We start from the raw sequence: 19,171 nt of genomic DNA on the forward strand, positions 1-19,171 counted from the left end.
CATGGTCCGCGTCCTGGTGACGAGACCGGAACCGGGCGCCTCCCGCACGGCCCGGCGACTCGAAGCCAAGGGATTTCAACCGATACTGCTGCCGCTGACGGAAACAACGRCATTGCCGGTCGATCGGGCGGCCATCCCGGATGCAGTCGCGGTCGCCGTCACCAGCGCCAATGCGGTGCGCCATGCACCGGGGGAACTAGTCGCGGCGCTTGCCGCCCTGCCTTGCCATGCCGTCGGCGGGAGAACGGCCGAAGCCTGCCGCGCCGCAGGGTTTTTGTCCGTCGCTGAAGGCCCGGGCGATGCCGGGGTGTYGGCAGATGCGAWCGGCGGCGGTCTTGCCGGTAAGGACATCGTCTACCTTTGCGGGCGCGTGCGCTTCCCGGTCYTCGAGGAGCGGCTCGCGGCGGCGGGGGTGCGGGTCCAGGCGATCGAGATCTACGACACCGTTCGGATGGACCTTGGCGACGAGGAGATCGCGGTGCGGCTTTCGAACAAACCAATCGATATAGCGCTGCTCTATTCCGCCGAGGCGGCGACCGCGCTGAGCGCGCTGATCAGCCGGGCTGCCTTGCGCGGCCTGTTTGGAAAAACAGCGTTTCTCGCGCTGTCCGCGCGTGTCGCCAACGCGCTCGACGGTATCGCCAAGGAAAAGATCAGGATTGCCTCGCAACCCGATGAAGATGCGCTGCTGGCGCTTTTGTCGCCGCCGCGCTGACCCGCGTCATCACACCGCCCCTTTTCACCGCTTGGTGATGTGCTAGAGCATCCTTGAGCTCTAGACCCTTCGAACCATCCTCAAGCCAATTTGCGGAGCCCAAGCATGGTCAAGACGCCGAAGACGCGACATTCGAAGAGTCGCCGCGAGCCGGTGACGATCGAACTCGATCCCGGCGCCGTCTCGCGAATCACCGGCGAGGATGCCGCCAAGGCCGAGAGCCATCCGGCTGAGACCGACGAGGCGAAGGCGCAGGAAGCCGCCTCGCAGGCGGAAGCTGCTGAAGAGCCCATGCATGCCGAGCAGACCGACATCGAGCCGTGGGAGCATGCCGACGCGCCGCAGGCCGAAACCGGCGAACCTGAGGCGAAGGGCAAGGACGAGGCGGAAGGTTCCTATCCCAACGGATCGAAACCCGCGAACAACCAGCCCGAAGACTTCGGCTACAGCTTCGAAGATGCGTCGGCGAGCAAGACCGGTTCAGCCGCTTCGGCGTCGACGACAAACGAGACCCGCAACGACGATCGCGGCGCGCCGGCTTCCAGCCGCTCCGGCGTCAACATGATTGCCGCCGGGCTCGTCGGCGGCGTGGTTGCGCTTGCCGGCGCCGGCCTCCTGCAGGCGGTCGGCCTGCTCGGATCTCCGGCCTCGGGCGGCGCGTCGCTCGACGGCGTCAATGGTGAGATCGCTTCGCTCAAGGGTGAAATCGCGACGCTCAAGGAAACGGGCGCCACCGGCGCTTCGGCCAAGGTCGATGGCCTGTCGTCGGCGCTCGACCAGGTAAAGTCGGATGTGGCTGAGCTGAAATCGTCGGCCGGGCGGAACGGCGATGGCGCCGCGCTCAAGGCGCTCAACGACAAGATCGGCCAGATCGAGACGGCCGTCGCCGATCTGCAGAAGGCCGGCAGTGCTGCTCCGGTCGATCTCGGCCCGCTCAACGAGAAGCTCGCCGGGCTCGACGCGCTGGTGAAATCGGCCGCCGACGCGGCAAAGGCTGYGGACGGGCGGGTCGCGGCATTGGAACAATCGGTGCAGCAGCTCTCCGCCAAGGTCGAGGCGCAGGCCTCGCAGCCGAAGATCGCACTCGCAATCGCCGCCTCGGCGCTGAAGGCGGCACTCGACCGCGGTGCACCGTTTGYGACCGAGCTCGACACTTTCGCCGCAATCGCGCCGAACGCGCCGGAGATCGCGGTGCTGYGGTCCTATGCCGAGAAAGGCGTGYCGACCCGCGCAACGATCGCCTCGGAGGTCGACACCGCCGCCAACGCCATGGTCGAGGCGGCGACGCCGGTCGACCAGAATGCCGGCTTCTTCCAAAGCCTGGTTTCGAGTGCGAAATCGCTGGTCCAGGTGYGGCCGGTCGGCGTCGTCGAGGGCAAGGGCGCGCCGGAAACCGTCGCCCGCATGGAAGTGGCGGTCAACCAKGGCGACTACGCCAAGGCGCTCAGCGAATATGACACGCTGCCCGATGCGGCAAAGTCGGCCGGYGCTGAATTTGCCGGCAAACTGAAGGCGCGGCTCGAKGTCGAGAAGCAGATCGAAGCGCTGATTGCCGGCGCGACGAAGGCATGAGGACCGTCCGATGATCCGCATCCTCATCTTCCTGGCCGTCGTCTTCGCGCTGGGGCTTGGCTTTGCCTGGCTGGCCGACCGCCCAGGCGAAATGATCGTCACCTTCAACGGCTACCAATACCAGGTCACGCTGATGGTGGCGGCGGTGGCGATTGTTGCGGTCGTCGCCGCGGTGATGATTGTCTGGTGGCTGCTCAAGTCGCTGTGGAACAGCCCTTATACGATCTCGCGCTATTTCAGGGTGYGCCGCCGCGACCGCGGTTACCAGGCGCTGTCGACCGGCATGATCGCGGCCGGCGCCGGYGATGGCGCGCTCGCCCGCAAGAAGACGAAGGAAGCGGTGAAGCTGATCAGCTCCGACCAGGAACCGCTGATCCATCTGCTCGACGCGCAGGCCTCGCTGCTCGAAGGCGACCACGAGGGCGCGCGCGAGAAATTCGAGCGCATGCTCGACGATCCGGAGATGCGGCTGCTGGGGCTCCGCGGGCTCTATCTCGAAGCCGAGCGGCTGGGCGACCGCAATGCCGCGCGCCACTATGCGGGGCGTGCCGCGGCGGTGGCGCCGCAGCTTGCCTGGGCCGCCGAATCGACGCTGGAGGAACTCACCGAGCGCGGCGACTGGGACGGCGCGCTGAAACTGGTCGAGGCGCAGAAGTCAACCAGGCAGATCGAGCGCGACGCCGCCAACCGCCGGCGCGCGGTGCTGCTTACGGCCAAGGCGCAAGTGCTGACCGACAGCGACCCGAACGCCGCCAGGACCGCGGCGCTCGAAGCCAACAAGCTGGCGCCCGATTTCGCGCCGGCGGCGRTGATCGCCGCCAATCTGCTGTTTCGGCAAAACGACGTGCGCAAGGGTTCCAAGATACTCGAGACCGCCTGGAGGGCCGAACCGCATCCGGACATCGCCGAGCTTTACACCCATGCACGGCCGGGCGATGCGGTGCTCGATCGCCTCAACCGGGCGAAGAAGCTGCAGGAAATGAAGAAGAACCACGCCGAATCGTCGATGGCCGTGGCGCGCRCTGCGCTCGACGCGCAGGATTTCGCCACCGCCCGGCGCGAGGCGGAAGCCGCGATCCGCATGGATCGCCGCGAGGGCGCCTATCTGCTTCTGGCCGACATCGAAGAGGCCGAAACCGGCGACCAGGGCAAGGTGCGGCAGTTGCTGTCGAAGGCCGTGCGCGCGCCGCGCGATCCGGYTTGGGTCGCCGACGGCGTCGTCTCCGAGCGCTGGGCGCCAGTCTCGCCAATCACCGGCAAGCTCGACGCCTTCACCTGGCGCGCGCCGATGGAGCGGCTCGGGCAGCTGATCGACAGCGAGGTCGATGCGGCCGTAGCCGCAATCCCCGCCTCCCCGCCTGCCGCGGCGACTGAAGCAAAGACGATCGACATTGTGCCCGACACTTTGTCCGAACAGCCGGCGCAAGCGGCATCGAACGGTGGCGGGAAGGACATGGCGATTGCCGAGGCTGCCCCCGATGGCGAAACCGCAGGGCAGGCCTCGGAGTCACCGCGATTGCCGGATGATCCCGGCGTCGCGCCGGAAGACAAGGCGGATAAATCGCCGCGCCGCTTTCGTTTGTTTTGAGTTTTGGCCGGCACTTGGCCGACAGGGAATGGTGTAGATGTTCGAACGCGTGCTGTCGTTCTTGAGGGATTTGCCGGCTGCCGRCGCGAGGAGACCAAGCGCCGACGATCCGCGCGTGGCGGCAGCGGCGCTGCTCTACCATGTCATGAACGCCGACGGCGTGCGCCAGGATGTCGAGTGGGAACGTTTCAAGGAAATCCTCGCCGAAACCTATTCCATCAGCGGYGACGAGCTCGATGCGCTGGCGGCAGCAGGCGAGCGCGCCGACAATGAAGCGATYGACCTCTATGCTTTTACCAGCGTGCTCAAGCGCCATCTCGATGYCGAGGCGCGCAATGCCTTCATCGGGCTGATGTGGGAAATCGTCTACGCCGATGGCGAGCTGCACGAGCTCGAAGACAACACCGTCTGGCGCGTCGCCGAATTGATCGGYGTCGAGCGCCATRACCGCATCGAGGCACGCCGCAAGGCGGCTGCCGAGGCCCCGGACGCGCGCGGAACGTCGAGCGACGAATAGAGGACCCTTCTTCTTCCATGCCACCCAGACCGAGGCCGAGACCCAAGATCCTGATCGTGCTGCATCAGGAGACTTCGAGYCCCGGACGCGTCGGCCATATGCTCCTGGAAGAAGGGTTCGACCTCGACATCCGCCGGCCGCCGCTCGGCGATGAGCTGCCCTGCACGCTGGAGGGCCATGCCGGCGCGATCATCTTCGGCGGGCCGATGAGCGCCAACGACCAGGACGATTTCGTCCGCCGCGAGACCGACTGGCTCGAAATCCCGCTCAAGGAAAACCGGCCCTTTCTCGGCATCTGCCTCGGCGCGCAGATGCTCGCCAACCATCTCGGCGGCAAGGTGGAGGGCCATGGCGACGGGCTGGTCGAGATCGGCTGGTATCCGCTGAAGGCGACCGAGGCGGGCAAGAAGCTGCTGCACTGGCCGGAGATGGTCTACCAGTTCCACCGCGAGGGCTTTTCGCTGCCGAAGGACGCGACGCTGCTGGCCACGGCAGAGACCTATCCCAACCAGGCCTTTCGTTACGGCGAGAACGCCTGGGGCATCCAGTTCCATGGCGAGCTGACCAGGGTGATGATGCAGCGCTGGGTGGTCCGCGGCGCGCATCGCTTCGAGCTGCCCGGCGCGCAGCCCGGCCGCGACCATCTCGGCGGCCGGCTGATCTGGGACATGCACTTAAAACGCTGGCTCGGCGAGTTTTTGAGCCTGATTTTTGGCAAGCCGGCGGTGGGTTAAAAACCAATTGTCCTGAACGGTCGGTTTTGACCGAAGATGCCTTACGCCTGCCGAGGCGTGGACGACCGCTTTGCGCCTCCATCTCGGTCGTTGGGGACGGTGTTGCCATCGCTTAAAAGCTGACATTGYGGCGACCGAGCAGGCGGTCGCAGTTGCGCCTCAAACTGTCATTCTTGGACCCCATTTTCAGACATTCAGTCGGAGAACATCCGCCCCAACTCCGATAGGTCATCGACCAGCAAGCCCTGGCGCGGCCTGATTCAACTGAGGAAAATGCCCATTCGGCATCGGTCGGGGCGATCATCCACTCCCGCAACCGTGCGTCCGGCCGGCACCGGTTCGCTAGCTGTCTCGTTGCCCTTCGTCRCATCGAGGGACGTCAATTCCTCCCCAGGGCTGCCACCCGGGTGCGCACCCGCTGATGGAGTTGCATAAGACCCTCGATCAGGCGCCGACCTTCTGCGCTGGCAATGAAAGTCGATGCGCTCATCGACGGGCAGAGGCGGAGCCTCGCTGCTGGTCGCACCGTTCCCCGGCAGTCCTTCGAAAATGCGACTGACGGGAACGTCAAGAGACCGAGCGATCTCGTAGAGCATGGAGGCACTCACGCGGTTCTTGGCGTTCTCGTACTTCTGCAGTTGTTCAAAAGCTGATGCCGATTGATCGGGCTAGCTGTGCCTGCGATACGTCCGATTGGACGCGAATCACGGCAACCTGTCTTCCGACATGCTGATCGGCCGGGTGAGGGCTGCTCTCGGTCTTAAGCTTTGCCCACTGTTTCAAGCCGCGAGGACGTTTCGGCTCTAACAGCGCCTTTCGATGCTGCATCGGTCACTCCCCGGATAGAGAGTTTGTCGCGGTACGCCCCGCGAAACRCACCAAACCTCCGAATGATCGGGAGTTGCAAACCGTGTAGCACGGCCTCGAAGAAGGTTGGAAGCTCAGCCACGCAATCAAGCTGCTCCTCGATCCTTTCCAGGAGCACCCCTACCTGCTTGAGAAGGCTTGCCATCTCCTCCTCCTTTTCGTCTTTTGCATCGCGCGGCCTTCGCCTTCTTCTGGTCCGCGTCACGACGCAAGCGATCAAACGGGTGCCGCGCTCCACATTCCGGGTACCGAGGATTTAGCGCGGGTCTCTGGGCCAGTCGGAAGATCGGCGGTCGACGTCCGGTTCCRCCACTTCGCGACCGTCTTCTGATCGATGCCATAGCGCTTGGCGAGCTGCCTCAGGCTCTCTTGACTATTCTGGATTGCTCGACGCACTGCCTCTGTCGTCGTGGBGCGGCCGTGCAGAACCTTTCCCATGGTGCCTCCCTCCATTCAGCGGAAAAGATCGCACCATTAAAGCGCGGGATCAAACAGCTAGCCGGTGTGGACGGATTTCGTTTAAGTCGCTGTCGAGAAGCAATTTATCCGCGGGCCGGGACAGCGGTACTTGGCAATTCTCCTTCGCCTCCCCTGCGCTTGCCGGCATCTGGAAATTGGACCGCAGAGCACTAGATCGGAAATAAAGAATAGATGYGGCTCAATCGGGCAGGCCAAGGAGTCGAAAGTGTTGGCCGCTCTTATTCGCGTGGTTCCCTTCTGGGTAGGGCTGACCGCGGCTCTCGCGCTTGTCGGCTGCACTACAACAAGCGGTAAAAAGTGGTTCGCGCAGTATGGCCCCATTGCCGATGCCAGCTATCAAATCCCCGCGGTCCCGATCGACAGGATCCCCGCGCAATACCGCCGCCAGATCGTCCCTTATCAGTCCAGCGAAGAGCCTGGCACGATCATCGTCAAGACCGGTCCGAAATTTCTTTACTACATATTGGGGAACGGTAGGGCGATCCGCTATGGCGTCGGCGTTGGTGCGGCCGGTTACGCTTGGCACGGCATCGCCGATGTCGGGCGTAAGCGCGAATGGCCGGACTGGTATCCAACGCCGAATTTGATGGCGCTCGAGAGGAAGAAATACGACCTCATCGTGCCTCATCGCTGGCCCGGCGGCCTAGACAATCCGCTCGGTGCCCGCGCGCTTTATCTCTACGACAAGAACGGCCGAGACACCCTGTATCGCCTGCATRGCACCCCCCAATGGTGGACGGTCGGCAAGTCCGTCTCGGGGGGATGCATTCGCCTTCTCAATCAGGACATCATCGATCTCTACAACCGCACCACGATCGGCGCCAGGGTGATCGTGAGCTAGCGCTAAAGATGATCGATCAGGAAGAAATCAAAGCGAAGGCGATTGAGTTCGATATTCATCATCCGAATGTCGAGCGAGACTATGTTTTCGGGTGGCTACCCAAGTCCATTTTCGAGAACGATTACCTGCGGTCCAGGCTTGTATTCAAAGGGCTGTTTAGTCCTCCACACCTTTTTGAAAAAGCTATTTTCAGCGCCAGCCCTGGCGCGGCCGTGATCTCGATGTCCAAGATGGTCCCACGCCTGAACGACAGCTTACCGATGACTGAACACGGAAAGCTGATGGTCCGCTAACGGCCCATCTCAGCCCTTACCGGCGCATGCCGATTGGGGCCGAGCGTTGGATCCTGCGGCTTGGATCCGGCGCTCAATCAGTTTCGGCCGCTGAGGTGCCGCACCTGCCGCAGCGCGGGGAATAGGTACGCCCACAATCCGGCGACGGCGATGGCGCCGATGCCGCCGACCACCACCGCCGGCACGGTGCCGATCAGCGCCGCCATGGTGCCGGCGCGGAACTCGCCGACCTCGTTGGAGGCGCCGACGAAGACCTGGTTGACCGCGTTGACACGGCCGCGCACCTCGTCCGGCGTCCAGAGTTGGATCAGCGTTTCGCGGATATAGACGCTGAACATGTCGGTGGCGCCCAGCAAGGCGAGTGCCGCGATCGACAGCCAGGTGATGGTGGAGACGCCGAACAGCACGGTGAAGGCGCCGAACAGGGCGACGAAGCCCAGCATGATCTTGCCGGCATGGTCGCGGATCGGGTGGCCGGCGAGCCAGATCGCCACGCAGATGGCGCCGATGCCGGGCGCCGAGCGCAGCAGGCCGAGGCCCCAGGGTCCAAGCTCCAGGATGTCGCGCGCGTAGACCGGCAGCAGCGCCGAAGCGCCGGATAAAAGCACGGCGAAGAGGTCGAGCGAGATCGCGCCGAGCACGATCTTCTCGCTCCAGATATAGCCGAATCCGGCAAACAGCGTCTGCATCGTCGGCTTGTCGGTGGCCGTCTGCTGGGCGGGCTTCGGAATGGTGAAGATGAGCAGCGCTGCAACAAGCATCAGAATGGCGGCGGTGRCATAGGCCACTTCTGCCGACAGTCCGTAGAGCAGGCCGCCTGCGACCGGACCGACGATGGTCGCCGTCTGCCAGGCGGAGGAATTCCAGGCGATCGCGTTGGCGAAATCCTGTGGCGGCACCAGATTGGCGAAGAGCGAGGACGAGGCCGGCCCGTAGAAGGCGCGGGCTATGCCGAACATGGCGAGCACGACGAAGATCGGCAGCGGGCTGGTAAGCCCCCGCAGGGTCAAGAACAGGAGAATGAGAGCGCAGCCTCCCTCGACCAGAGACGATAATGTCATGATCAGGCGGCGGCCGAAGCGATCGGCGACGACGCCTGTAATCAACACGAGAAACAGCGACGGCAGGAACTGGACGATACCGACGATACCAAGGTCGAAAGGATTGCGCGTCAGGTCGTAGATCTGCCAGCCGACGGCGACAGAGACGATCTGCGTGGCGAAGGTGGTGAGGAAACGCGCGGTCCAGTAACTGAGGAACGGACGGTGCCGGAAGGCGGCGTAGCGCTGGTCTGGTGAAGATGCTTCGATGGTCATGGTCCAAGGGGCCCCGTTGCGGCGTTGGCCGGCGGGGCACTTCCACGGCGGGCGCTGGTCCGRCCAGAACCCTTTAGAGCATTTTGCAGCCAAGTGGAATCACCTGGCGTCGCTGTGGCGCGGCTAAAACAGACAGACATCTGGAACTGTCGTTCGCGATGGAAAGAGGCTCAGCCTTTTAACGCGGCGGAGATCGCTTCCAGCCCGCCGCGCAACTCCGCCTCCTTCGGCCAGCCGAAGCCGACACGGAAGAATCGCTTCGGCATCTCGAACCAGTGGCCGGGGCCGACATAGGTACCATGCTCTTCGAGAAGCCTGATGTAGAACCGGTCGAGGTCGAAGCCGGCGTCGACATTGAGCCTCGGAAAGCCGACGACGCCGCCTTGCGGTCGCACCCAGTCGACCAACGGCTCGCGTTCGATCCAGGCCTGGACGATCTCGCACCGCTTCGCCATTTCCGGCAGCAACGAGGCCAGGAAGGCGTCGCGGCGCGAGAGCATGGTGCGCGCGATCGCCTCGTCGATGACGCTGCCGCAGATGCCGATCTGCTCCTTGGCAGCGAGGAAGGTTTCCTGCAGTGCCTTGTCCCCGGTGATCAGCCAGCCGATGCGGATACCCGGGATGCCGAAGGCCTTGGACAATGAGGAGACGCTRATGGCGCTCGGGCTGAGCGACGCCGCGCACGGCAGCCGCTCGCCATAGGAAAGGTCGCGATAGGTCTCGTCGACCAGCAGCCGGCAGCGTCGGCTTTCGGCAAGCGCAACCAGCGCGTCGAGATCCGCCCGGTCCATCATCGTGCCGGTCGGGTTGTGCGGGCAGGTCACGCTGATCAGCTTTGTGTTCGGCCGCACGGCTTCCGCGACGCGTTCGACGTCGACGGCGAACCCCTCGTCGAAATCGAGGTCGACATAGCTGATGGCACAGCCGATCGCCTTGGGCGTCTCGATGTTGGTGGCGTAGTTCGGCCGCACGACGACGAGATGGTCGCCGGCCGAGAGTAGCGAGGTGGCGATGATGAACAGCGCGCCGGCGGCGCCCGCGGTGACCAGCACGTCGTCGGGCGAGAGCCCTGTGTCCTGCGCGGCGATCAGCGCGCGCAACTCCTTCTCGCCGCGATGCTCGCCATAGAACAGGGTGAGGTCGGGCAACGAGAGGCCGATGTCGGAGAGCTTCTGATCGGCGATCGAGCTTTCGGAGAGGTTGAAGCGGATACGGTCATAGCCGTATTCCTCCGGCGCCTCTTTCTCGATCACCATCCTTGCGTAGTTCATCGCCAGCCCCCACCGTCTGGCCTATCCAAGCCACAAAAGCAGGAAGCCTGCCAAGGCGGATTCGCCGGCAGGCTTCCTTAAATCGTTGGTACAAGCGGGCCATCGCCGCAGGCAGGCTTGGCTCAGGCGGGCGCCTTGGCCCTTCTTCCCCTTGCAGGCTTGGCCGGCGCGGCTTCCTCCTTGCGGCCGAGGCCGATGGACTTGGCGAGTTCGGAGCGCGAGGCGGYATAGTTGGGTGCGACCATCGGGTAGTCCACGGGGAGGCCCCATTTGGTCCGGTAGGCTTCCGGCGTCAGGCCGAAATGCACACCGATATGACGCTTCAGCGATTTGAACTTCTTCCCGTCCTCGAGACAGATGATGTAGTCCGGCGTCACCGAGCGCCGGGGATTGACGGCAGGCGTGGGCGGGGGTGCCGGCGGTGCAGGCGGCTGGTTGAGCCCGCCGATCGAGGAGGCGACGCTGGCGATAAGCTCGCTCAGGCCGGAAGCAGGCAGCCGGTTCTTGGCGACGTAGGCCGAGACGATGTGAGCGGTGAGCTCAAGCAGATCGRCTTCCCTGGCTGTGTTGGTGTCCTCGTCCACTTCATTCCTCCTCTATGCCGCATGGCGCTGAAAATGGGATGTAAGAGAGCTCTGCCGCGTCCTTGGCGCTCGGGAAGTCGCGCGGTGCCGCAGGCCGGCGAATTCCTAGTTGGCAAATCTGGCCAGCGCAACGATCAGTCGCGCCGTTACACGTTATTTTGAACAACTATACTGAAATGTAACAATATCAGACGATCAGCGCCTTGTCGCGCCATAGTCGAAATCCGCCTTCGAAGGCGCGTGTGTTGTCGCCGCGCCTGGATTTCTCCGGCAATTCATCGAGCTTCTCGACATTGCCGCCGCCGATGACCACATAGTCGGGCTGCAGGRCGGCGCGAAGCCTGTTTACGACATCAAAAACGTATTTGCGCCATTTTTTCTTGCCGTGCTTTTCCAGGCCGCGCTCGCCGACATAGTCCTCGAAGCTRCAACCCTTCTTGTAGGGGAGATGGGCAAGCTCCATGGGCTGTCCGACATTGTCGAGGATCATCGCGGCACCCAGGCCGGTGCYCAGGCCGAGGAACAGCATGCGGCCGCCCTCATAGCTGCCGATCGCCTGCAACAGCGCGTCGTTGACGACCTTGACCGGCTTGCCGAAGGCGGYGGCGAAATCGTAGCCGTTCCAGCCCTTGCCGAGATTGAAGGGATCGAGCGAAGGCTTGTTGTCCCTGACCGGGCCCGGATAGCCCATCGAAATGACATCGTAGTCCAGGCCCTCGGCCAGTTTCCTGACCGAAGCGACCATCTGCTCGGGCGTCAGGTCCGGACCCGAATCGGCGCGGCGAACCTCGCTGCCATTGCTGGTGAGGATCTTCACACGAGAGCCGCCGACGTCGATCGTGAGCACGATCTGGCCGCCATCCGCCRCAGCCCGTTTTGCCGCTTTCGCCATCCGTTGCCTCCAAACTATTTCGTCGGGTTGATCCAGCCATTGGGCGGGCCGAAACCGTTCATGGCATCGGCCGGCCCCCAGGTTTTCGGCGCATAGATCTGCGGCGGCGTGGTGTCGCCGAGCACCGGGCCGACAATGCGCCAGGCAAGTTCGGCCGCGTCCTGGCGGGTGAACAGCTGGCCGTTGCCGTTCATGGCGTCGCCGATCAGCCGCTCATAGGGCGGCATGTCGCCCTTGGTGTCGTCGAGCGCGGTAAGTTCCACCTGCTCGCCGATCATGTCGTCGCCAGCGACCTTGCGCTGCGCGCCGATCGAGATCGCCACCTGCGGATCGATGCGGAAGCGGACATAGTTGGCGTCGTCCGGCTTGATCGGGTCAAAGACGTTGAGCGGCGGCCGCTTCAGCCGCACGATCACCTCCGTGGCGTGCACCGGCAGGTTCTTGCYGGCGCGGATGAAGAAGGGCACGTCCTGCCAGCGCCAGGTGTCGACGAAGAAGCGGACAGCGGCGAAGGTCTCGACCGGCGAGTTGGGCCGCACGCCGGGTTCCGCCAGATAGCCGTCGAACTGGCCGCGCACGACATCGTCCTTGGTCAAGGTGCGGATCGCCCTGAGCACCTGCACCTTCTCGTCGATCAGGTCGTCGGCCGAGCGGCCGACGGGCGGCTCCATGGCGAGCAGCAAGAGTATATTGAGCAGATGATTCTCGATGACGTCGCGGATGCAGCCGACATCGTCATAGAAGCGGCCGCGGCCCTCGACGCCGAAATCCTCGGCCATGGTGATCTGCACGCTCTCGACGAAGTTGCGGTTCCAGATCGGCTCGAGGAAGGAATTGGCGAAGCGGAAATAGAGCAGGTTCTGGATCRCCTCCTTGCCGAGATAGTGGTCGATGCGGAAAATCGACCGCTCGTCGAACACCAGGTGCAGCACACGGTTCAGCCAGCGCGCCGACTGCAGGTCGTGGCCGAAGGGCTTTTCCACCATCAGCCGCGCGCCGTGCGCGGTGCCGGACTGTTCCAGGCCCTGCACGACGATCTCGAACATGGTCGGCGGCACGGCCATGTAGTGCAGCGGCCGCTGCGCGGAGCCGAGCGCTGCCTTCAGCTTCTCGAAGGTCGCCGGGTCGCGGTAATCGCCGCTGACATAGCCGAGCAGCGAGGCGAGCCTGGCGAACACCTTGTCATCGACGCCGCCTAGCGCATTGACAATGCCGTCGCGGGCACGCTCCACCAGCTTGCCGACGTCCCAGGGATCGAAGGCGACACCGATGACCGGTTCGGTCAGCGTCCCCTTGGCGACCATCTGGTACAGCGCCGGGAAAATCTTCTTGTGCGCAAGGTCGCCGGTCGCTCCGAAGAGCACCAGCGTGTCGGACCTGTCCTGGCTCATGTCGTCTCTCCCTTCACGCGCCAGTCTTGGGCTTCTCGACATGGCCACCGAAGGCATAGCGCATGGCGGACAAGAGCTTGTCGGCGAATGCGGACTCGCCCTGCGAGGAGAAGCGGTCGAACAGCGCCGAGGAGAGCACGGGYGCCGGAACGCCGGTGTCGATCGCCGCCTTCAGGGTCCAGCGGCCTTCGCCGGAATCGGAGACACGACCGCCGAACTGGGCRAGCGACGGATCGTTCTTCAGCGCGCCGGCGGTGAGGTCGAGCWGCCAGGAACCGATGACACTGCCATGGCGCCAGACCTCGGTCACAGCCGGCAGGTCGATGTCGAACTGGTAATATTGCGGGGTTTCGAGCGGGCTGGTCTCGGYGTCCGCCGTCCGCTGCCGTTTGCCGGCATTTGCCGATTTCAGGATGTTGATGYCCTCGGCATAGGCGGCCATGACGCCGTATTCGATGYCGTTGTGCACCATCTTGACGAAATGGCCGGCGCCGCTCGGCCCGCAATGCAGGTAGCCGTAAGCCGCGGTTCCGGCGTCCTTGGGCGGATTGCTGCCGGGATCGGCGCCGGGCGCCAGAGAGGCAAAGACCGGATCGAGGTGCTGCACCGCCTCGTCGGGGCCGCCGATCATCAGGCAGTAGCCGCGCTCCAGCCCCCAGACGCCGCCGCTGGTGCCGACGTCGAYAAAGCTGATGCCCTTGGTTGCCAGCTTCGCTGCCTGGTCCACAGCGGCATGATAATAGGAATTGCCGCCGTCGATGATGATGTCGCCCGGCTCCATAAGCGCCGCCACCTGATCGACTATCTTGCCGGTAATCGCCGCCGGCAGCATCAGCCAGGCGCAGCGCGGCTTGGCAAGCTTGGCGACGAACTCCTCCAGGGAGGYGACGCCAATGGCCMCATCCTTGACCATRCCGGCGACGGTTGCCGAGTTGATGTCGTAGACGACGCATTCATGGCCGTCGCRCATCAGGCGCCGCACCATGTTGGCGCCCATCCTGCCCAATCCCATCATTCCGATCTGCATGGTGTCATCCTACTAGCTCGAGGAAAGAAACTTACTGGCCTGTTGTTGATCATGATCTTTTCCGAAAACCGGGTCCYACTTTTCGGGATCATGATTGAGCTTCAATGCCGACCGTGAAGTCGACATTCTCCCAACGGCTGGCTTCGGGCCAGAAAAAAGTGAAGACAATCGTCGATCCTGGTTGCAGATCTGCGACGGCCAAATCGACCAGATGGACTCCGAAGGCGTTCTCGGCCGTCTTGTTGTCCCGCACCGTCAGCCATTTGTCGCTGCTCCAATGAACCACGCCCGGRGCGGCAAGTTCCACGCGCAGGAGCTTGCCCGCGGGGAGAGAGCGGATCTTGTTGTTGAAGCGCCATATCCTGAAGGGCGAGACGGTCTTTCGCTTGATGTAGCGTTCGACGCCTTGCGGCGGCATGTCGAACACCCTGCGATCGCGCAGCGAGCGCAGCAGCTTGATGTGCTCGGCATGCGCCCAGACCAGCGGCATGGCGCTGCCGGAGGGTGCGCCGAGCCGCAACTCACGCTCCGGCATGTCGGCAYGATCCCAGACCTGCTCGGGTAGAAGGCCGCCCACGCCTGCCGAGCGCTCGAAGGTTTCGAGCAGTGCGGCCGCTCTGTCCGGCCGTCCGGCCGCCAGTTCGTAGTGAGCCCRCTCGCCGGTGAGCAGCGGCCAGGGCCGTCCTCGGCCGGTGCCGTCGAAAGGCGAGCCGTCCTCATGCTCGCCATAGCCGTCGCCGGTGTAACGGTACCAGACCGGGCCCTGGGGCAATTCGCAGCGCAGCCCGGCGTCGATGGCTTTGATGGTGTTGAGGATGYGCGGATCGTCCGCCGCCCTCAGGCCAAAGCGCACCAGCGCCAGCGCGTCGGGACTGACRATCGCTTCAGCCGGCCGGTCGGTATCGGCGGGCGGCCGGTTCTTGATCGGGACGAAGCCGTCCTTCGGCGATGCGGCGCCGCCATTGTCGAGCGGCGCGATGCGGACATAATAGCCGTCGACACCTACCCTGGCGCAGAGTTCCGTGCCGGTGACATAGGTCCAGCGCTCGATCTCTCCATTCCAGCAATCGGCGGTCTCGCGCAGATAGTTTGCCGGCTCATCTTTTCCGCAGACGTCGAGCATGTCGGCCGCGGCAAGCAGCGCCGCGATCTCGACGGCCAGCGTGAAGGGGCTGTAGCCGGCGTCCTCTTCCCAGCGGTCCTCGCCGGTGACCGGGCCGTTGCGCACGAGATAGGAGGCGGCGCTCTCGATCATGGCTAAGAAATCGTCGAGTTTCTCGCGCGCCAGATGGCCTGCGCGTCGCAGCGCGTCGGCGAGCAGCAGCGGAAAGGCGCATTCATCCATCTGGATGCCCGGCCAATAAGGTGCGCCGGTCGACCAGCAGTTTTGCGGCCAATGGCCATCCGGCTGCTGGATCGAGCGCAGATAGCCAAGGATCTGCAGCGCCTGCCTGCCCTCGCCGGCGGCGAGGAAACCGCCCGCCGTCTCGACTAGGTCGCGCGGCCACACCAGATGATAGCCGCCGAGATCGTCATCGCCCTTGTTGAAGCCCCAGGGAATCGAGAGACTGGCAACAGCGGCGCCCGGCATGGCGATCGACAGATGCGATGCAAGCACCGCGGTGCTGACACGGTAGGTGTTCGRTCCCGAGGCGGAATGCCGGTCGAGCTTTTCCAGTCCGGCCTGGAATTGCCGCCAGTTTGCGACATAGGTTTCGGCGGCTCCCTCGAAACCCTGCTTCAGGCTGGCCAGCGCGCCCYCCRCCGCCGTTTCMGGCGAAGCGCCGAAGCCGAGCGCCAGCAAAACCGTGCTTTTGCCTGCGGAGAAGCCGATCTCGCCGGTCAGCGCCACATTGCCGTTCTCCGCCCTCTGGCAGCCAGGATCGAGCCTGCCGCCATTCTGGAGCTGCTGCCAGCCGTCGGAGAAGCCGACATAGCCGGCCGAGCAGGCGCCCCAGGGCAATGACGAGACGAGCGCGATCGAGACGCCGCGCCCGGATGCGAAGAGCACGCGCTGGCCCTGGTGCTCGCCGATCCAGGCCGTGTTGCCCATGCCGGCATTGACCAGATGCGGCGCGAGCAGCGCGTAGACGCGATAGTCGGTGGCGGCGCCCTTGAGGGCGATAAAGGTGATCTCCTGCAGCAGAACTGGCTGTTTCGGATCCGTAATGATGCGCTTTTCCATGCGATAGGAGCCGTCGGTCGCCATATTGACCAGGCGGTAGGCGGGCACGCCGTCCTCGAACGGCTCTGTCCTATGGACGGCATCGCGCTTCTCTTCCGAGAAGGAACCGCCGGGACCGATGACCAATAGCCCCATGTCGCGCGTGCAGGCGCTGTCGAGCCGCGGATAATAGATCTCGTTCACTATGCCGTGGCTGATGGTGAACCAGAGCGGGCTCTTCGCCGAAAGCGCGGTGCCGACGCCGCTCTTGGCGCTTGACGTCCAGCGCGCCGGAATCCCCGGGGCGCCCGGTGCAACAGTCGGCGTCGCTGCCATCGATTGGCCTCCTGTCGCCGTTCCTAGACCAGGAATTGGCGGCTTTTCAATCGTCGCACTTGAAGTTGATCACCCTGCCGTTGCGTGAGCCCTCGTTGACAGCGGTACCGTCAAGCAGTCACTATTTCGCGGGCAGGGAGGAATGCTGGAAAACGAAGCTTGACGCGGCGTCACACGGCCGCGGTTGCGCGTTTTCCTGCGGTCGGGGCGGCAAGGGAGGACAAATGTCGGAGGTATCTCCCCAGCTGATCGACCGGCTGCTCGCGATCTCGCGGRCTCTCGCCGGCCACATCGATCCGGGCTCGGCCTTCCGGGCGACGGCGATCGAGATCGGTACGCTCATCCCGCACGACCATATCGATCTGGCGGTGCTTTCGCTCGATGGCCGCATGCATGCCTGCTACGAGGCAGGCTTTCACACCAGCTGGAGCGATCTGGCGCAGCATCCGGTCGAGGGTAGCCCGATCCGCTGCGTGCTGTGGGGCCAGACGCCCTATCTGTTGTCCGACAACGCGCTTGTCGATGATCGCTTCCACTTCGAGGGAGCGTTCGACGGGCCGATCTTCGCCGCCAAGCTGCGCAGCCGCATCATCGTGCCGCTCAGGGCACGCGGCAGCGTCATCGGCGCGCTCAACATCAGCCGGCACGAGGCCGGCTGCTTCACGCTAGCGGACGTCGAGGTCGCCCAGCAATGCGCCGACCTTATCGCGCCCTATATTTTCGCGCTGATCCAGACCGAGGAGGCGCGCCGCGCCATGCTCGCCGAAAGCGAGGCGCGGAACCGGGCGGAACTGCTCAGGGTCGGCGCCTCGCAACTCACCGAAGGCATGGAGCGCGAGCGCCGCCGCATGGCCATGGACCTGCATGACCAGACGCTCGCCGACCTTGCCCGCATCGCACGCCAGGTCTCGGCTTTCCGCAGCCGGGGCGTGGCGCGGACGGCGCAGCTTGCCGATCTCGAGCAGGAGGTCGCTGGCTGCCTGGCGGAGTTGCGCCACATCGTCGACGACATGCGGCCGAGCGTTTTGGAGCTGTTCGGCCTGCGCGACGCGGTCGAGGCRCATCTCAACCGCAGCGTGGCGAGGGCCAAGCCGCCGATCGCCGTGCGCATCGCCGACACCAGCGACGGCAGCGCCGACAGCCTGTCGGAAACGCTGCRCACGGCGCTCTACCGGATCGTRCAGGAAGCAATCAACAACGCGGTGCGCCATRCCAGGCCCAGCCGCATCGAGGTGCAGCTGGCCTCCACGCCAGGCATCTTCAGCGTGACCGTCACCGATGACGGGCATGGCTGCGGCGCGGTCGACCCCGCCGCCCAGGGCGGCATCGGCCACATGCACACACGCGCCGCGCTTGTCGGGGCGCGGCTGCGTTTCGAGCCGGCCAGCCGCAAGGGCGGCACGCGGGTTGTCGTCGAGATCGATCGCGAGCCCGAGGAGGGCAGGGGTTCGGCGCGCAGCATCGCGGCGGCGGAAGGCCGGCCGGTGGCGGAGGCAGTCTGATGCTGGTGATGATTGCGGAAAATGACGGGCTCCACCGCACCTTCGCGCGGCGCACGGTCGAGCAATTGTGGCCGGGCGACGTGGAGGTCATCGAGGCCGGCGACGGCGAGGACGCCATCAACCTTGCGGCCGAACGGGAGCCGCCGCATGTCGTGCTCGACCTGCAATTGCCCAAGGCGACCGGCATCGAGGTGGCCCGCGCCATCTGGAGCCGGCGCGCCGGCACGCATATCCTGTTCTGGTCGAACTTCGCCGACGAGGCCTATGTGCGGGGCGTGGCGCGCATCGTGCCGCCGGGATCGGTCTATGGCTATGTGCTGAAATCGGCGACGGAAGAARGCATGCGCTCTGCGCTGCGCGGCGTGTTCCGCGAGGGGCACTGCATCATCGACCGCGAGATACGCGGCATCCAGCACCGCGTCCAGGACCGCTTCGAAGGCATCACCGACGGCGAGTATGAAAGCCTGATCGACATCGCGCTCGGCCTCACCGACCGGGCCATCGCGGCGCGGCGCGGCCTGTCGATCCGCGGCGCGCAGAGCCGCATCAAGCATGTCTACGACAAGCTGGGCATCGCGCCGCCGGAGGAGGGTGCCGGCGAAGCGTCGGTGTTCAATTCGCGCACCCGCGCGATCTACCTCGCCATGGCGCGCGGCCTGATCAACATCGACGCGCTGYGGCGCGAGCAGGAGCAGCTCGACGTCTGGCTGGCGCAGGCGGCGCCGTTGCAGGAGCAGTAAGCCCCCAATGGTCGAACAGGCTCAGCTTGAATTCTGATTGCTTTTGGCCCTCAGAGCGATCGGCTCGGTTTCGATCAGCCGAAGCGACCTGACCATATCAGCCGTTTGCGCCTTGTACTTGAGAAAGTGCGGCGCAGTCAGGTGGGCTTGGTAGGCGGATTGATCAGCGTAGCATTCGATTACGCGCACCGTTTCGGGCGAACCCTTTATGGAGACCGCGTGAAGGAACAGCACGCCAGGCTCGCTCTGCACGGAGGCCTCGATCTCTTCGGCAAGCAACGCCCTGAAGCTATCGAGGTGGGAGGCGTCGATCTCCAGTTCCGCAATTCGCACGATCGGCT

General features: G+C 64.6%; 18 protein-coding genes and 1 pseudogene. 9 read left to right on the top strand and 10 right to left on the bottom strand.

What is annotated here, in order from left to right; all coding sequences use genetic code 11:
* The first annotated feature begins 1 nt into the window (after position 1).
* From ORS3428_RS08825 to ORS3428_RS08845, 5 genes are all read left to right on the top strand, one after another.
* Positions 2–715, top strand: a complete 714-nt coding sequence (locus ORS3428_RS08825) for a uroporphyrinogen-III synthase (RefSeq protein ID WP_071096524.1) — start codon at positions 2–4, stop codon at positions 713–715.
* Positions 716–820: 105 nt separating this feature from the next.
* Positions 821–2,287 (top strand): COG4223 family protein, encoded by a 1,467-nt coding sequence (locus tag ORS3428_RS08830; protein ID WP_071096526.1) that lies wholly within the window; start codon positions 821–823, stop codon positions 2,285–2,287.
* Between the two features lie 10 nt (positions 2,288–2,297).
* The gene (locus ORS3428_RS08835; protein ID WP_071096528.1) at positions 2,298–3,875 is read left to right on the top strand and encodes a heme biosynthesis protein HemY; all 1,578 of its coding nucleotides are present in this window, start codon (positions 2,298–2,300) and stop codon (positions 3,873–3,875) included.
* Between the two features lie 37 nt (positions 3,876–3,912).
* Positions 3,913–4,392 carry a tellurite resistance TerB family protein gene (locus ORS3428_RS08840; protein WP_071096530.1) on the top strand — a complete coding sequence of 160 codons (480 nt, stop codon included), beginning with the start codon at positions 3,913–3,915 and terminating at the stop codon, positions 4,390–4,392.
* Between the two features lie 17 nt (positions 4,393–4,409).
* Positions 4,410–5,126, top strand: coding sequence for a glutamine amidotransferase (locus tag ORS3428_RS08845; protein WP_071096532.1), 717 nt, complete (start codon positions 4,410–4,412; stop codon positions 5,124–5,126).
* Between the two features lie 760 nt (positions 5,127–5,886).
* On the opposite strand, the gene ORS3428_RS08855 is transcribed toward ORS3428_RS08845, so the two are convergent.
* Together ORS3428_RS08855 and ORS3428_RS08860 are read right to left on the bottom strand one after the other, a co-directional pair.
* Positions 5,887–6,138, bottom strand: a complete 252-nt coding sequence (locus tag ORS3428_RS08855) for a hypothetical protein (RefSeq protein WP_131802868.1) — start codon at positions 6,136–6,138, stop codon at positions 5,887–5,889.
* A gap of 122 nt (positions 6,139–6,260) precedes the next feature.
* Positions 6,261–6,431: pseudogene (locus ORS3428_RS08860) on the bottom strand (IS481 family transposase); the annotation flags it as partial.
* Positions 6,432–6,681: 250 nt separating this feature from the next.
* On the opposite strand from ORS3428_RS08860, the gene ORS3428_RS08865 reads away from it, so the two are divergent.
* Both ORS3428_RS08865 and ORS3428_RS08870 read left to right on the top strand, forming a co-directional pair.
* A complete protein-coding gene (locus ORS3428_RS08865) occupies positions 6,682–7,314 on the top strand; it encodes a L,D-transpeptidase (protein WP_443136848.1) in 633 nt (210 codons plus the stop codon).
* A gap of 8 nt (positions 7,315–7,322) precedes the next feature.
* Complete coding sequence (locus tag ORS3428_RS08870; RefSeq protein WP_071096538.1) at positions 7,323–7,607, top strand: hypothetical protein; 285 nt, start codon at positions 7,323–7,325, stop codon at positions 7,605–7,607.
* 77 nt (positions 7,608–7,684) lie between these two features.
* Here ORS3428_RS08870 and ORS3428_RS08875 read toward each other — a convergent pair whose 3' ends face one another.
* The 7 genes from ORS3428_RS08875 to ORS3428_RS08905 all read right to left on the bottom strand — a co-directional run bounded on the left by ORS3428_RS08875 (position 7,685) and on the right by ORS3428_RS08905 (position 16,588).
* A complete protein-coding gene (locus ORS3428_RS08875; RefSeq protein WP_071096539.1) occupies positions 7,685–8,923 on the bottom strand; it encodes an MFS transporter in 1,239 nt (412 codons plus the stop codon).
* Between the two features lie 170 nt (positions 8,924–9,093).
* Positions 9,094–10,194, bottom strand: a complete 1,101-nt coding sequence (locus ORS3428_RS08880) for an aminotransferase class I/II-fold pyridoxal phosphate-dependent enzyme (protein ID WP_071096541.1) — start codon at positions 10,192–10,194, stop codon at positions 9,094–9,096.
* 122 nt (positions 10,195–10,316) lie between these two features.
* Complete coding sequence (locus ORS3428_RS08885) at positions 10,317–10,778, bottom strand: MucR family transcriptional regulator (RefSeq protein ID WP_071096543.1); 462 nt, start codon at positions 10,776–10,778, stop codon at positions 10,317–10,319.
* A 187-nt stretch (positions 10,779–10,965) separates the two neighbouring features.
* On the bottom strand, positions 10,966–11,670 hold the full coding sequence (locus tag ORS3428_RS08890) for an ROK family protein (RefSeq protein WP_071096545.1): 705 nt from the start codon (positions 11,668–11,670) through the stop codon (positions 10,966–10,968).
* 14 nt (positions 11,671–11,684) lie between these two features.
* Entirely contained in the window at positions 11,685–13,061 is a 1,377-nt protein-coding gene (zwf, locus tag ORS3428_RS08895) for a glucose-6-phosphate dehydrogenase (RefSeq protein ID WP_071096547.1), read from the bottom strand.
* A 13-nt stretch (positions 13,062–13,074) separates the two neighbouring features.
* On the bottom strand, positions 13,075–14,088 hold the full coding sequence (gnd, locus tag ORS3428_RS08900) for a phosphogluconate dehydrogenase (NAD(+)-dependent, decarboxylating) (protein WP_071096550.1): 1,014 nt from the start codon (positions 14,086–14,088) through the stop codon (positions 13,075–13,077).
* Positions 14,089–14,176: 88 nt separating this feature from the next.
* A complete protein-coding gene (locus tag ORS3428_RS08905) occupies positions 14,177–16,588 on the bottom strand; it encodes a glucan 1,4-alpha-glucosidase (protein ID WP_071096552.1) in 2,412 nt (803 codons plus the stop codon).
* A 224-nt stretch (positions 16,589–16,812) separates the two neighbouring features.
* Between ORS3428_RS08905 and ORS3428_RS08910 the strand changes: the two genes are divergently transcribed.
* Together ORS3428_RS08910 and ORS3428_RS08915 are read left to right on the top strand one after the other, a co-directional pair.
* Positions 16,813–18,090, top strand: coding sequence for a GAF domain-containing sensor histidine kinase (locus ORS3428_RS08910; RefSeq protein WP_071096554.1), 1,278 nt, complete (start codon positions 16,813–16,815; stop codon positions 18,088–18,090).
* Complete coding sequence (locus ORS3428_RS08915; protein WP_071096556.1) at positions 18,090–18,830, top strand: response regulator transcription factor; 741 nt, start codon at positions 18,090–18,092, stop codon at positions 18,828–18,830. The genes ORS3428_RS08910 and ORS3428_RS08915 overlap by 1 nt, the downstream gene beginning before the upstream one ends.
* Before the next feature lie 21 nt (positions 18,831–18,851).
* Here the strand turns inward: ORS3428_RS08915 and ORS3428_RS08920 are convergent.
* Positions 18,852–19,171, bottom strand: a 320-nt coding sequence (locus ORS3428_RS08920; protein ID WP_244507899.1) for a putative quinol monooxygenase, incomplete at its 5' end; no start/stop codon positions are given.

It is taken from the genome of Mesorhizobium sp. ORS 3428, assembly GCF_001854785.1.
Classification (GTDB): Bacteria; Pseudomonadota; Alphaproteobacteria; order Rhizobiales; family Rhizobiaceae; genus Mesorhizobium.